Source organism: Dolichospermum compactum NIES-806 (genome assembly GCF_002368115.1).
Taxonomy (GTDB): Bacteria; Cyanobacteriota; Cyanobacteriia; order Cyanobacteriales; family Nostocaceae; genus Dolichospermum; species Dolichospermum compactum.
This window is the reverse complement of the sequence record NZ_AP018316.1, coordinates 3,099,641-3,113,317: the sequence shown is the minus strand read 5'-3', so window position 1 is coordinate 3,113,317 and position 13,677 is coordinate 3,099,641. Positions and strand designations below refer to the sequence as shown.

Annotated in this window: 16 protein-coding genes; 5 read left to right on the top strand and 11 right to left on the bottom strand. The window is 37.1% G+C overall.

What is annotated here, in order from left to right; genetic code table 11:
* Window positions 1–21 precede the first annotated feature (21 nt).
* Window positions 22–1,278: a protein kinase domain-containing protein gene (locus CA730_RS14730; RefSeq protein WP_096668374.1), complete on the top strand. Its 1,257-nt coding sequence runs from the start codon at window positions 22–24 to the stop codon at window positions 1,276–1,278.
* On the opposite strand, the gene CA730_RS14725 is transcribed toward CA730_RS14730, so the two are convergent.
* From CA730_RS14725 to dnaA, 4 genes are all read right to left on the bottom strand, one after another.
* Complete coding sequence (locus tag CA730_RS14725; protein WP_096668372.1) at window positions 1,264–1,881, bottom strand: Uma2 family endonuclease; 618 nt, start codon at window positions 1,879–1,881, stop codon at window positions 1,264–1,266. The two genes, CA730_RS14730 and CA730_RS14725, sit on opposite strands and share 15 nt — an antisense overlap.
* A gap of 367 nt (window positions 1,882–2,248) precedes the next feature.
* On the bottom strand, window positions 2,249–2,467 hold the full coding sequence (locus CA730_RS14720; RefSeq protein WP_027402742.1) for a DUF4327 family protein: 219 nt from the start codon (window positions 2,465–2,467) through the stop codon (window positions 2,249–2,251).
* A 444-nt stretch (window positions 2,468–2,911) separates the two neighbouring features.
* Window positions 2,912–3,343 (bottom strand): nucleoside deaminase, encoded by a 432-nt coding sequence (locus tag CA730_RS14715; protein ID WP_096668370.1) that lies wholly within the window; start codon window positions 3,341–3,343, stop codon window positions 2,912–2,914.
* A gap of 246 nt (window positions 3,344–3,589) precedes the next feature.
* Window positions 3,590–5,002: a chromosomal replication initiator protein DnaA gene (gene dnaA / locus CA730_RS14710; protein WP_096668368.1), complete on the bottom strand. Its 1,413-nt coding sequence runs from the start codon at window positions 5,000–5,002 to the stop codon at window positions 3,590–3,592.
* Window positions 5,003–5,134: 132 nt separating this feature from the next.
* Here dnaA and CA730_RS14705 point away from each other — a divergent pair, with 132 nt between their 5' ends.
* Complete coding sequence (locus tag CA730_RS14705) at window positions 5,135–6,397, top strand: HhoA/HhoB/HtrA family serine endopeptidase (protein WP_096668366.1); 1,263 nt, start codon at window positions 5,135–5,137, stop codon at window positions 6,395–6,397.
* Window positions 6,398–6,665: 268 nt separating this feature from the next.
* Here CA730_RS14705 and CA730_RS14700 read toward each other — a convergent pair whose 3' ends face one another.
* Window positions 6,666–6,905, bottom strand: a complete 240-nt coding sequence (locus tag CA730_RS14700) for an antitoxin (protein WP_096671556.1) — start codon at window positions 6,903–6,905, stop codon at window positions 6,666–6,668.
* Between the two features lie 532 nt (window positions 6,906–7,437).
* On the opposite strand from CA730_RS14700, the gene def reads away from it, so the two are divergent.
* Both def and CA730_RS14690 read left to right on the top strand, forming a co-directional pair.
* Window positions 7,438–7,971, top strand: coding sequence for a peptide deformylase (gene def / locus CA730_RS14695; protein ID WP_096668363.1), 534 nt, complete (start codon window positions 7,438–7,440; stop codon window positions 7,969–7,971).
* 198 nt (window positions 7,972–8,169) lie between these two features.
* Window positions 8,170–9,345, top strand: a complete 1,176-nt coding sequence (locus CA730_RS14690; RefSeq protein ID WP_096668361.1) for an ISH3 family transposase — start codon at window positions 8,170–8,172, stop codon at window positions 9,343–9,345.
* Window positions 9,346–9,482: 137 nt separating this feature from the next.
* Here CA730_RS14690 and CA730_RS25180 read toward each other — a convergent pair whose 3' ends face one another.
* Both CA730_RS25180 and CA730_RS14675 read right to left on the bottom strand, forming a co-directional pair.
* Window positions 9,483–9,671 (bottom strand): hypothetical protein, encoded by a 189-nt coding sequence (locus CA730_RS25180; protein WP_231939848.1) that lies wholly within the window; start codon window positions 9,669–9,671, stop codon window positions 9,483–9,485.
* 354 nt (window positions 9,672–10,025) lie between these two features.
* On the bottom strand, window positions 10,026–10,358 hold the full coding sequence (locus CA730_RS14675) for a hypothetical protein (protein WP_096668355.1): 333 nt from the start codon (window positions 10,356–10,358) through the stop codon (window positions 10,026–10,028).
* Between the two features lie 166 nt (window positions 10,359–10,524).
* Between CA730_RS14675 and CA730_RS14670 the strand changes: the two genes are divergently transcribed.
* Window positions 10,525–10,713, top strand: a complete 189-nt coding sequence (locus tag CA730_RS14670; protein WP_330221265.1) for a hypothetical protein — start codon at window positions 10,525–10,527, stop codon at window positions 10,711–10,713.
* 247 nt (window positions 10,714–10,960) lie between these two features.
* Here the strand turns inward: CA730_RS14670 and CA730_RS14665 are convergent, their stop codons facing one another.
* The 4 genes from CA730_RS14665 to CA730_RS26085 form a co-directional block, all read right to left on the bottom strand.
* Window positions 10,961–11,521, bottom strand: coding sequence for a heat-shock protein (locus CA730_RS14665; protein WP_096668353.1), 561 nt, complete (start codon window positions 11,519–11,521; stop codon window positions 10,961–10,963).
* Window positions 11,522–11,703: 182 nt separating this feature from the next.
* Window positions 11,704–12,282, bottom strand: coding sequence for a hypothetical protein (locus tag CA730_RS14660; RefSeq protein WP_231939847.1), 579 nt, complete (start codon window positions 12,280–12,282; stop codon window positions 11,704–11,706).
* A 112-nt stretch (window positions 12,283–12,394) separates the two neighbouring features.
* Complete coding sequence (locus tag CA730_RS14655) at window positions 12,395–13,366, bottom strand: GIY-YIG nuclease family protein (RefSeq protein ID WP_157749985.1); 972 nt, start codon at window positions 13,364–13,366, stop codon at window positions 12,395–12,397.
* Window positions 13,367–13,431: 65 nt separating this feature from the next.
* Window positions 13,432–13,554, bottom strand: a complete 123-nt coding sequence (locus CA730_RS26085) for a hypothetical protein (RefSeq protein WP_269076471.1) — start codon at window positions 13,552–13,554, stop codon at window positions 13,432–13,434.
* Window positions 13,555–13,677 lie beyond the last annotated feature (123 nt).

Below are 13,677 nucleotides of genomic sequence, written 5' to 3'. Positions count from 1 at the left end.
TCTTAAATTTTAGGTTGTATTGTGATTACTTTGACCCTATTAGAAAAAAGCACAAAAACACCGCTGAAACAGTGGTGTTTTGAGGGTTCTACCATCGTTCGCATTGGCCGGGCGGTAGATAATCACGTTATTTTGGGGGATAATTTAGTTTCTCGGTACCATTTAGAACTGAAATTAGTTACTAATGCCAGAGGAGATAATTGGGAGTTAATTAGTCATGGAACTAATGGGACTTTTCTCAATGGTTCTTTGGTTACTAAATCTATTGTTGCTGATAATTCTTTGCTGCAATTAGCTCAGGGTGGTCCTGTACTCAAGGTACAAGTTCAGGAATTATCTCCTCTACTTATCCCAGTTTCAGGTTCAGGAGATGGAGAAATTAATCAAAAAATAATTCCAGAATATTCCAGCGCTGGTTGTACTCATGAAGGAAATCATCCTCAAAATGTGTTTTGTGTTCACTGTGGTCAACCAATTCTGGTACAAAAGACTATTCGTCATTATCAGGTATTACGCACTTTGGGAAAGGGTGGTATGGGGACTACCTATTTAGCTTGGGATGGTGTTGGTGAAATTACTGGTGTACCACAATTGTTGGTAATTAAACAGATGAATGCTGATATGGTGAAAATTCCTAAAGCGCAAGAGTTATTCATCCGAGAGGCTAGTATTCTTAAGCATCTTAATCATACTGGAGTTCCCAAGTATTATGATTTCTTTGTGGAAGACGGTAAAAAATACTTGGCTATGGAGTTAATTCATGGACAAGATTTAGATAAACGGATTCGCTTAACTGGACCTGTAACTCCGAAGCAAGCGATCGCTTGGATGATCCAAACTTGTGATATTCTAGATTATCTTCACCACCAACAAATACCATTAATTCACCGGGATATTAAGCCGGCTAATCTGATGGTGCGGAGTGGTAATAATAGTATTGTTGTATTGGATTTTGGTGCTGTTAAGGAAATTGGCACAAAACCAGGCACAAGAATCGGCGCTGAGGGTTTTTGCGCTCCTGAACAGGAACGGGGACAACCCCTTACCCAATCTGATTTGTATGCTATTGGTCCGACGTTAATTTTTTTATTAACTGGGGAAAATCCTTTAAAATTTTATCGCCAAAGGGGGCGTAATTTTCGCTTTGAGCTTAAAGGGATACCAACAATTAGTGATAAATTAAGACAGGTAATTGATTGTGTGACAGAACCTTTACCACGCGATCGCTATCATACTGCAAAGGAGTTGGCTCAGGCATTAATATCAATCAGCAGTTAGCAAAATCCGGTTAGCGGTTAGGTTCAATTCGGGAAAAGTGCGGGAAATTATTTGCTCATTGTCTCTAAAATGGTTAATTTCATACTCATCACCAATTAGAGAACAAACTGATATAGTAGGTTGTTTTGGTTCACCCACGAATTTACCAGCACCAAAGGGTTGATAATCAACAATCCAATATTCTTTAATTCCCATTTCTTCATAATCACTATATTTTCTATAGTAATCAACTCGCCAATTGCTACTCACCACTTCGATGATTAATGGCACAGAATCACCTTGAGTTACTGTTGCTTTTTTTTCCCAAAGCGGTTCATTGACTAGATTTGTGGAATTTATCAACAAAACATCTGGACAATAGGCTGACTCCGTTGTTGGTGGTTTAAGTAATGCCTGTTTGGGAATAAAATAGGGAAGATCAAGTCTGTCAAACTCGACTGTCAATTTTCTGGATAAAAACCCGGTTCTGCTTTCGTGTTTTCCTAATGGTGGATTCACCTCAATAATTTCCCCATCATGCAGTTCATAAAATCCGCCTTCTGGTTTCCATTTAATAAACTCTTCAAAGGTTACTAACTGGGTTTTAGGTAAGGTTTGAACCATAATTTACCTACCTTGATAAAAATGCTTGAGTATGTGTTTTGACAGGGAATTTGAGATTTTAGATTTTAGATTAAAAAATTTGGTATCAGTCTCTGTCCTCTAGTGATGGAAAAATACTCGCTGCGCTGCGTACGCTTCGCTAACGTAAATTCCAAATCCAAAATTTTCCATATCTACACTTGAGGGTGGAGTTAATCCAAAATCCAAAATACTCGCTGCGCTGCGTACGCTTCGCTAACATCAATCCAAAATCGAGTGACGAAAGAATTGTACCCACCACAAAAGCAAGGACAAAGTTTTATCATTACTAGAGGTAGGCATATCTACGTCAAATCTATCCTAGATATAGCCAATCTAATTTAGATGTTTAATCGTCGTCCCACTTTTCTACCGCTAATAAGTCGCCAATTGGATCTTGGGTGCTAAATCCAAAGTCTAACAACTCCTGTTTCCAATGTTGCCAATCATCGCCATAGAGTAAGGCAATTTTCCAAATCCTATCATTGGGTTTGATAATATTGGATTCTACGAGTGATTGCACGTTGCGCTGCAATTTCACCATTGGGTGAATTACTTGCTGAATCATAAACTGGGTGTATTTCAGATTTTTGTGTGTAAATTCTTGATCAAAACAGCTTTTCGCTTGCAATTATTACCTGCGCGTAGAGCAATTATAGTTTGGCGAAGCTAGTTTTAACTTCTCCACTATACCATAACTAACAAGAGTAAGCTGCTTAGGAATTCGGTTTTGTACGGTAATTACCACTACTAAACGCCATTTATGCTTAACAGTCGTGGCAATATCCAGCCGACAAGGTTTTTAGGCTTGCGATCGCCATCATAACGCAAGTGGAGAAAATTGACACTAATTTCTCAATTTTAATTGTGGGGTTAATGTGAAGAGTAGGAGTCACCGAGTCAGGAGTCACCGAGTCAGAACGGAAGAGGTTTTTGGAAAATTTTAATGTTCATTCCTTCCTTCTTCTTCTGAACTCCGAACTCCGAACTCCGAACTCCGAACTCCGAACTCCTATTTCCCAATATCTTCATTCCAAAGTTCCGGGTTAGTTGTAATAAATTCAGTCATCATTTGTTCACATTCATCTAAATTTAAATCTACGACTTCCACACCGTGAGATACCATAAACTCTCTAGCGCCAGGAAAAGTTTTGGATTCTCCAGCAATAACTTTTTTAATTCCAAATTGCACCACAGCACCAGCACACAAATAACAAGGCATTAATGTGGAGTAGAGGATTGTACCTTTGTAGTTACCAATTCTGCCCGCATTACGGAGACAATCAATCTCCGCATGAGTTACAGGATCACCATCTTGGAGGCGCTTATTGTGTCCCTGTCCGACAATTTTACCATCCTTAACCAAAACAGAGCCAATGGGAATTCCCCCTTCTTGTCTACCTTGTTTAGCCTGGAAAATTGCCGCATTCATAAATTCATCCATTTGTCAATACTCCTGATATAAAAAAACAAATGATCTGGACAATTCCCTGTGGAAAACCTGTGGAAAAACTATGTTAAAGTTTCACAAAATTATGATACTTCATGAAACAGATAAATAATAAATTAAAGTTTTCCACAGATTTGCCGCAAAAAATTGGATTTTGACCGCAAATTTAAATATAAATTAATCATTTATTATATTTTTCTTAAAATTCGGACTCAATAGTGCAGATTTTAATGGGATAAGTTAGTTTTTTGGGTTGTGGAAAACATCAACAATATTAATTCTATTTTTGGTAGTAGCCATTTGGATGCGATCGCTCAATTGGTGTAAAGTTTGCATTAAACTCTGATCACTATCTTTCAACTGAGTAATTTTCTCACAACTATACATCACCGTCGTATGATCTTTCCCACCAAACTCCTCCCCTATCTTCGGTAAACTCAAATTCGTAAGTTGTCGCATTAAATACATTCCTATTTGCCTAGCCCAACTTATTTCTCGACGACGGGAATTACCCTTCAAATCCTCAATAGAAACATTCAAAGCATCTGCAACTATATTTAAAATTATCTCAGGAGTAGTTTCTATTTTCTGGCTAGGAGTACCTAAAATCGGTGACAGATTTTCCACAGTCATAGGTAAACCCCAAATAGAAATATAAGCCAAAGCTCGAATTAACGCCCCCTCCAACTCCCGGATATTAGAAGTACAATTAGAAGCGATATATTCAACCACCTCTCGTGGTAAACGAATATTTTCATACTCAGCTTTTTTTTGCAGAATTGCCATTCTCGTCTCTAAATCAGGCATTTGCACATCAGCAATTAGCCCCATAGAAAACCGTGAACACAACCGTTCTTGTAAACTGGGAATTTGATTAGGAGGACGGTCCGAAGCAATTACAACTTGCTTACCCGCCTCATGTAAAGTATTGAAAGTATGAAAAAATTCCTCTTGAGTATATTCCTTTCCCTCCAAAAACTGAATATCATCAACTAGCAGCATATCAGCAGCCCGATAGTGTTCGCGGAAACCCTGCATACTATCTTGACGAATTGCAGTAATCAAATCATTTGTAAACTGCTCCGTAGACACATAAAATATCTTAGAATGAGGACAGATTTCCCAGCGATAATTACCAATAGCTTGCATTAAGTGAGTTTTCCCCAAACCCACACCACCACATAAAAATAACGGATTAAATTCCCTACCTGGATATTCTGCCACAGCTAAAGAAGCCGCATGAGCCATGCGATTATTCGCTCCGACGACGAAACGAGAAAAAACATATTTAGAATTTAAATCTGAAGTCTTTTGCGAATTTATGGGAGCATTTGCCGAAATATGATTTATTGCTGGTAATTTCCCCTCAACGTCCGGTTTATCCCCATGAGAAACTTCCTTATCCTCGACTACAGTAATATAAATCTCTATTGGATAACCCACAATATCGTGGACTACATTAGCAATGGTATGGATGTAATACTTCTGAAGCCAATTGCGAGCAAAAGGATTAGGAGCATATATTACCAAACAGTTATTTTCTAGCTGCTGTGCATAAGCTGTTTTAATCCAAGTTTCAAAGGTAGGAGGGGCTAACTCTAACTGTAAACGCTCTAATACACGATTCCATAAATCATCTATGGGAATTTCCATTCACACCACCTTTATCCGTAACTCATCATTCCTAATTTGTAATTACCCCTGTGTCATCTATAATCACTCTGATAAAAACCTGGTAGCTAATATTCTAGCACCTACTAACGAATACGGAGCAATAATCACATCATGAAAATTAATAATCATAACTTAGCAGCGCAGAATATTAATAATAGATTTTTAAGACAAAACTTGGGAAATAAAGGTAAAAAATGGATTGTCGTATGTGGTGTAGCATTTTTTATGCTCGGAGGTTGCACGAACCTCAAAAAAACCACCACAGAAATCGAACCTAGCAATGCACAACCACACAAAACCACCCCACATACCACAGAAATTGCTCCTCCCGCGATTTTTTCCTCTTCTGGAGATCCTAACTTTGTTGTTAAAGTAGTACAAAAGGTGGGAGGTGCGGTTGTTCGCATTGATTCAACTAGAACCGTCACAACTCAAGCTCCAGAGGAATTTTCTGATCCTTTTTTTCGCGGATTTTTTGGCAATAGAATCCCCACACAACCTAGAGAACGAGTAGAAAGAGGTAGTGGTTCGGGATTTATCATTAATTCATCTGGGCAAATTTTGACCAATTCTCATGTTGTAGATGGTGCTGATTCGGTAACTGTCACCCTCAAAGATGGCAGAACTTTTAAAGGTAAAGTATTAGGTGAAGATGCGGTAACAGATGTCGCAGTGATTCAAATTGACGCGAATAATTTACCCAGTTTAGCTTTAGGTAAATCTGATACTTTACAACCGGGCGAAGCTGTTATTGCTATTGGTAATCCTTTGGGTTTAAATAATACTGTTACCTCTGGAATTATCAGCGCCACAGATCGTTCTAGTAGTGATATTGGTGCTAGTGATAAGCGTGTTGACTATCTACAAACAGATGCAGCAATTAACCCCGGAAACTCCGGTGGACCATTACTAAATGCTCGTGGTGAAGTCATTGGCATGAATACAGCAATTATTCAAGGCGCTCAAGGTTTGGGATTTGCCATTCCTATTAATACTGCCCAAAAAATCGCTGAAGAATTAATTGCTAAAGGTAGTGTTGATCATCCCTATTTGGGAATACAAATGGTAACACTAACGCCAGAAGTTAAGGAAAAAATCATTGCTCGATTTGGTGAGAAAATAAATTTATCTGCAAATCAAGGGATTCTATTAGTCAGGATTGTTCCTAACTCACCCGCAGCTACTGCTGGATTACGTCCAGGAGATGTGATCAAAAGTATGAATAATCAACCCGTTTTGAAAGTTGATGAGGTTCAAAGAATAGTAGAAAATAGTAAAGTTGGCATTCCTTTACAAGTGCAGGTGGAGCGTGATGGTAAAATTTCTCAATTCTTAGTTAAACCTGCACCTTTACCAGTTAACAAGGAAAATTGATATTTGGTCAGTTGTCCCGGATTTCCTGCTCAGATTCTCAAAACTGATAAAACTTGGCGTTGCTAATAGCCCAGATGGCGATCGCCATATTATGCAACGCCAAAATTTTTAATTCACGTGATTTTTGTGTTTATTCTTCATTTCTCATAGCTTTCTTAATCAGATTTAAGCCAGTTTTCTACTTTCAAATTAGGAACGCGAGAAAATTCACGAACATTAATAAAATCAGAGAGTATATTAGTGTCGAGTAAGTAAGAATAAGACATTTTTACAGTTCAATATCATCTAGGGGTAATAATCCTTCATCAACATTGGGAAAATCTTCTTCAATATCATCTAAGGTGGCAAAAATTTCCAGGAGGGATTTTTTATGATAGGGTTCTATGATCAGTTTTCCGTCTTCTTGTCGGATAATTACTTCTGTTGTTGATAGGTTTAATTCTTGAGGAATTGTTAAGGTTTGGGTGTTACCTGCTTGAATAAGTTGGACATGATATTCTGTACTCATTGTCATGATCCTTTTCTGTTGTTTTATGGGATTAGGAAATAGCAACTCGACATCTAAGTAGGTTAGCATTGAAAATCGTCGTTATGGCAAGGCAAGAGGCAAGAGGCAAGAGTGAAGAGTGAATGGGGTTTGGGCGATTTTACTTTTCGTTACAAGATCCCCACGACAACAGTTAATAAGATCCCCCTTCCCGCCCCACCTCGACAAAAATCTGGATCATCACAATCCCAGAACCCCTTTTGGACGTACAATATTCCTCAAACCCTCTTCTGTGATCTTCCGTGTTCTCTGCTGGCGAGTGCTTCGTTTATTCCGTAACTCGTGCGAGGTAGAAGGCGACGCAATCGGAGGGCGATCGCACATCATCAATGATATACTGCTCTCACTTCAAAAATCGGTGATCTATTTAAATTGAAATAAAACTGTCTGATAGCGAAGCGTGGCGCAAGCCATATCAGGATGTCCAGGATTAAAGGATGAACAGGATGGAAACAGGAATTAAAAAAAATAGATTTAATAGATTTGAAACATAATGAATAAATTAGCACCAATCATTAAATTAGGTAATCCGATATTAGGACAAAAAGCTGCTGCGGTTGAGAATATTCAAAGTCAAGAAATTCAAACCCTGATTGATGAATTAATTACCTCAGTTGCTCAAGCCAATGGGGTGGGAATTGCTGCACCACAAATAGCAGCATCCTACCGTTTATTTATCGTCGCTTCCCGTCCTAATGTCAGATATCCCCATGCGCCAGAAATGCAACCAACAGCAATGATCAATCCCCGAATTGTTGCCAATTCTTTAGAAGTGGTTAAAGATTGGGAAGGTTGTTTAAGTGTACCTGGAATTAGGGGTTTAGTTCCTAGATATCAAACAATTGAAGTTGAATATACAGACCGAAACGGCAATTTACAAAAACAAGAATTAACTGATTTTATTGCCAGAATTTTTCAACATGAGTATGATCATCTCGAAGGATTAGTATTTTTAGATCGGGTAGAAAACAATCAGGATTTAATTAGTGAGGAAGAATATCAGAAATCTGTAATTGGTAATAGGTAAACCAAAAAGTTTTTCCCAAAGAGTGATTTTTACGGAGTGCTGACGCTATTGCTACAGATGCAGCAGGCATCACTAACAAAATACGACAGATACTCATGTACTATAGAATACCAAATATATAAGAAATAGTTATCATAATTTGCACTGGATCAAAATATGAAATGATGAAAGTAGTGTGTAGCATATTGGCTGAAAAAATTGACTGTTTCATCTCTAACAAAAGCCACGCGGGGCGAGTCTACAGAAGAACTCGTTTTAACCGACTCAGAAACTCTTGATGAGGTTATTCAGTGTTTAGTAGAAAATTTTTCCATTGAAACTCAAGGAGCCTGTAACCAACAAACTTTATTCGAGATTCTGGTTAAAGCAGCCAGCAGTGGAGATAGTATTGAAAACACTGCTAAATTGTTAAAAAATATTCCGACAGCTAATGATATTAGATATCATCTCAATAAAATTAACAATTTTGAGGAATTAGAAGGGCAAATCAATCAAGCATTAAAAAGTCGAATTCCTTTAGGATTAAAAAAACGGTGTTTAAAAATAGCGATTGATTTAAATTTAATTTGTTATTATGGTCAACCAACATCGTCAGAATTACCCTACATATATCGAAGTGAAGCTAAATCTGGTACTAATTCATTTTATGCCTATGCCACTTTATATGTTATTAGTAATAATAAGCGTGTAACTCTAGCAATAAGAGGTGTTCGCCAATTAAATACTAGTGTGGCTTTAATTACTTATTTATTAGCAGAACTTGAATCCCTAAAAATAAATGTAAAAAAACTCTATTTGGATAGGGGATTTTTTAATACTCCTGTAATTACATGGTTACAGGCATTAGATATTCCCTTTCTTATGCCTGCTATCAAGACTGGAAAAAAAGGAGGAATCAAACAATTCCTCAAGGGTAAAAAAAGTTATAAAACTACCTATACCATTACAAGAGATAAAGATGATTTCGTCACATTTGATTTATGGGTTGTCTGTAAATATAGAAAGGGAAAGCATAAAAAGCATGGAGTTCAATATTTTGTTTATGTTGCTTATAAGGTAAAAACAAATTTAAATTACATCTATCAAGATTATCGAAAAAGATTTGGCATTGAAACTAGTTATCGTCTGAAAAATATTTGTCGAATTAAGACGAATAACAAAAATCCAGTCTTGAGATTACTATTCATTGGAATATCCTTTCTTCTAATTAACATCTGGGTGAATCTACTATGGCTCAAAATCAGTCGTAAAAGGAAAGGTAGTAGATTAATTTATCGCACACTTTTTACACTCAAACAGATGTTAGCCTTTTTATCTCAAGCCCTACAGAGGAAATATCAAGTCGTTGAAAGCATTTATATTCCATCCGGTTAGCGTCAAGAAATTATTAACCAGCTAATCATAAGTAATTATTATCTATACTATGTCTGCTGATTAGAGTATCGAGAATAAAAAAGTATTTTATACTACACAGTATTTGGCGATCTCCCTTCAGGAAAAAACTTTTTGGTTTACTGAATATGAATGGGGGGATAATTCGTAATTGGTAATTCGTAATTCGTAATTCGTAATTGGTAATTCGGAATTGAAGAGTCGGATGGTGATACAGCGCGGTGGGAAATGCCGTAGGTTTGCCCTTCTACCACTTCAGCTTTAGCGGTATATACGAGGGTATATCCCAGACTTTTTAACAGCAGCACAGCCATTTCACGGGTGATACTGGTGGCAGTATCTTCCGCATCCAGCTTATTTAATTGACGTTGAAAAGATGCCCAATAGGCTTTTGCATCACCCCAAGCGATCGCAATTTCATCTTCTAATTTATCAGATTTAAAGTGGTGCGGGTGGTGCGGAGTCTAGCCGTAATCAGGGTTTGAGTGGTGCGGGTACTCCCACCTATAACCCAGGGGACAGAATCACCTGCTACCCAACCTATGAACACGCCCAAAAGAATTGGAAAGTAACCGCCACGATTACGGAAATAGAATACCAGCAAGGATACTTACATCACTGCGAAGTAGAGTACACTACCAAGAACGGATCGCAGATACAAACTATCGGCGGTGGCACAGCCGAATATATTCTAGGGATGGCATAGCATGACCTTTGACAACTTCAGCTTCACGGGTTTTGATTGCAAAGTATGATTGGGCTGCTGCAATTTCTGGTTTTCGTGGATCTCCATTCATTGGGGTAGATATAGCGAAGCTGTCACCAGGGGCAAGATAAGCTGAAACCTTTACTGTAGGTAGGCGGGAAAATACAGCGATCGCATTGCCTTGTAACTTTACCAAAGCAGTTATTGTAGGGGGATTTGAGGCGATCGCTGTCGGACAAAATTGGGGCAAAACTAGGACGCGGCGGTGGCGAATTTTCCCACGCCACACCCTAAGAAATCATAAGATTTTGGGTATATTTTGATGCTGAAATTTAATGTAGTATAACAAGTTGTAAAAATACTACATAGGAGATGCGAGTAAGGATAATGAAATAAACCTGCTAACCCGTCCCCTGTAGTTGTAAGCTGTAGATCACAAGGGTCTATAGTGACTTATGAAAATCAACAGGCACGGGCATAGGAATTTAGAACAGTTGCAAAGGTATTTAGAAGTGAGTGATGAGCAGGTATTAGGCGCTGTTTCGGCGTTATCAATGCTGTCACCTGTGGGTCAAGTTGTTAAACGCTCATTTAACGACCTCTCTACTCCTGAATCAATACGGGTGCAAACTAAACATGATTAGATATGATTAATTGTATATATAAGCATATTTTTATGCACGGTTTAAAATAACTAATAGGTTGTGGGAAGGGTAAATTGAGCTTTAACTTTTGGATCTTGACTAAGCTAACAATAACTTCTATACTATAGTTGTAAGAAAAGGATGCAGCAGACGTGCTTAATGCACGACATCCCGTTACCTGTATGGTCGTGGCAATCCCGGTAAAGACGTTCTGAATACCAAAAAAATATTTTTTGGCGAAGACTCCTTAAGGGGTCTTTGTTATATGTGGCTGTGGTAGTTTCTTGCCAGTTAATAGATTGTTAGCTATAGCAAAAAAATTTACTTTTTGTGTTTTTCCTAAATCTAGCTTAGGATAAGCACTTGTTATGTGTAACCTAAGTTTTTTCTTCTCTCTAAAGGCTGAAAAAGGAATAAAATAATTAACTTCGTAACCATTGGAATCTAAAACTTTAAATGTTGCATAATTTTTATAACCAGCATGAAAAGTTAGTGTTGTTTTCTCACCTAGTGTTTTAATAATGTTGGGTAGATGCTTTGAAAGATGATATCTTTCAATACTAAAAAGCCTTGATTCAGTTGGTGTCTTATATATTGACTGTAATTCTTGATTAGAAATTACATCAGGTATTTTACTTGTAAAACAGTGTGAACTATAAGTTATTAAAAAAGTGTATTCTTTTTGTTTATCCACATCTAAATATGTAACTGAATGCGAATTAAGATGTGATAAGTCAAATATGTTACCATCAAGTGTAAAGTTTCTCCAGCAGTTAACCTCTGGTACAGTATTAAAATTTTTACCCATTAGAGAAGATAAATTGACAATATTTATACATTAACCCCTAGCTGTTTAGTATAACAGTATTTTTTGTGTTTAAATGCTACCAAGTTTTAACCAGAATAAACACAGGTGGAATTGAATCAAGATTAGTGTAATATTGCAAAGAAATTAAAGTAATGTTTCCGAATAGTTTTTGAGTTTGAAAACTAACTTTTACTAACCAACCATCCCATCTGATTACCCAGCTTCCCTGCTTTGGTGAAGGTAAAGCTACCCCATACAAAGGTCATTTCATCCTTACCTACCCTTGGGGTAACACCAATTAATTCTTTTACCTTAGCTGTACTCAATATCCACTGATGAGTAACTGCTTTTTCTAATTCCTCATATTCTGCTAGATGCGATAGCGAAGCGCTGCTGCAAGCAGTTCGCTGATTCCCGATATACCCCATCATTTTCTCAACTAAACCAGCCATAACAGTAATAGCGGTAAGGTTTTCGCTGTTGTCTAGTTGGTTGTCCAGTATGTCTAGTTGATTGTCCAGTTTTTCCAGCGCTGGTACTTCTACTTCAGGGTGAATAGGGAAATTAGCGATCGCTCCCCCTTCCCTGATATGCTTGTCTAGTTTGTCCAGTAGGTCTAACTGCTGTGGGGATATTTTACCCCGTTCTACTGGTTTTATGTCCAGTCCGTTGATTCTGTCATATACCGCTTGACGTGACTCTAAACCGTATCTTCCTTGTAGAGTGGCGATTTTAATCAGTTCTGTGTCTTGACTGTCCATCTTGGTTTGTCCAGTTCCATACTTGACAATTTTACTTTGTCCAGTGACTTGGTGGACAAAAACTTTGTCAGGTTGTTAATAGAGACAACGATGGTACAAGTTGTGATTGAAATTAATCTTCTATATCAGGATAATATATTTGGGTAGCATTATATTCCGCGTTTTCAGTTCTTGTATTTGCGTCACGCACAACAATGTTACGAGTGTTTATACAATTCAATTTGTTGTATATATATATTGCATCAGAAAATAGACCTGAAGAGTCGTCCATGTAATCAGTAAGAAATAAAGAATAAGCATGATAAAGACGAGCTAAGTTCAACCAATTTTTGAGACTGGGTATAGTAGACGAAATATAGTCAAATATGGCTAATGCGTTTATATAACAATCTTGAATAAGTTTTATGTCTTGTTGATACTCACTATCAGTATCACATTGATCATTAGATTCTTTTCTTGACTGTATCTTCAGTTTACGAAAAAGAGTTTCTGCTTTCCAGAAATAAGCAACTCCTATCTTGTCAGTTTTATACGCAATTATTACGTCAAAACATATAAGTGCCAATTCATAATCGTCTTCAAGGAAAAATTTAATTCCAAAATCTAAAAAGTCATTTACCCTGATAAAACCTTTAAGTAAAGCAAGTTGAACTAATTTAAACCCCTTATTTAAAGATAATTTATCTAAAAATAAATTATCTTTGTTATTTTCTTCTTTTAAGTCTACCTCTAACTTGTTTTCTATTAGGTCTACGTCTGCTAGTTTGATAGGCGTATCGCTATAATCAGTTTTATATAAAATTTGCTCATTAAATTGAAGAAAATTCATGTCTTGTATAACATTTTCTACTTGTTCATCAGTTAGTTCAAACCACTCTCCCTTACGTCTATAGTCTTTATATTTATGATGTAGTGTTTTTTCTATTGGTAGAGCGTTAATGACTTCTATACTGGAGACTACGAAAACTTCATAAGGAGATTGTTTACCGTTTAGCTGTTGTAAACGACGAGCAAGATTATCACTCATTCCAATTTTATATCTAGTAGTGTCGCCGCTTCTTACTAAGTAAACAAATTCTGACATAATCGTATTAAAATGGTGTAATAGGTTAGGCACTTTTTTCATCTTCCCAAACCATTACCAATTAATCAACCTAAATATAAACTACTACAATCTGATGGTTTAGCGTGTAAATAGCGGCTGGTAGTAGCAACGGAAGCGTGTTCTAAACAACTAACCAGATGGATAGGTGCGCCCCGGTCTAGCAGCAATTCTCATTTTAAGGCATGACATTTAAACCCTTACATTCATAGGGTTTTACAATTCTTAACAAATTCGGGGTTTGCTGAAATGGCGGAAACTCGTTTCAAAATGAGAATTGCTGTTCAAAATCA

What these genes read in the sequence shown, in the direction of transcription:
- CA730_RS14705 (WP_096668366.1), top strand. Translation starts at nt 5,135, where the DNA reads ATGAAAATTAATAATCATAACTTAGCAGCGCAGAATATTAATAATAGA.
- CA730_RS14715 (WP_096668370.1), bottom strand. Translation starts at nt 3,343, where the DNA reads ATGGATGAATTTATGAATGCGGCAATTTTCCAGGCTAAACAAGGTAGA.
- CA730_RS14670 (WP_330221265.1), top strand. Translation starts at nt 10,525, where the DNA reads ATGAAAATCAACAGGCACGGGCATAGGAATTTAGAACAGTTGCAAAGG.
- CA730_RS14720 (WP_027402742.1), bottom strand. Translation starts at nt 2,467, where the DNA reads ATGATTCAGCAAGTAATTCACCCAATGGTGAAATTGCAGCGCAACGTG.
- CA730_RS14660 (WP_231939847.1), bottom strand. Translation starts at nt 12,282, where the DNA reads ATGGACAGTCAAGACACAGAACTGATTAAAATCGCCACTCTACAAGGA.
- def (WP_096668363.1), top strand. Translation starts at nt 7,438, where the DNA reads ATGAATAAATTAGCACCAATCATTAAATTAGGTAATCCGATATTAGGA.
- dnaA (WP_096668368.1), bottom strand. Translation starts at nt 5,002, where the DNA reads ATGGAAATTCCCATAGATGATTTATGGAATCGTGTATTAGAGCGTTTA.
- CA730_RS14665 (WP_096668353.1), bottom strand. Translation starts at nt 11,521, where the DNA reads ATGGGTAAAAATTTTAATACTGTACCAGAGGTTAACTGCTGGAGAAAC.
- CA730_RS14700 (WP_096671556.1), bottom strand. Translation starts at nt 6,905, where the DNA reads ATGAGTACAGAATATCATGTCCAACTTATTCAAGCAGGTAACACCCAA.
- CA730_RS14655 (WP_157749985.1), bottom strand. Translation starts at nt 13,366, where the DNA reads ATGTCAGAATTTGTTTACTTAGTAAGAAGCGGCGACACTACTAGATAT.
- CA730_RS14725 (WP_096668372.1), bottom strand. Translation starts at nt 1,881, where the DNA reads ATGGTTCAAACCTTACCTAAAACCCAGTTAGTAACCTTTGAAGAGTTT.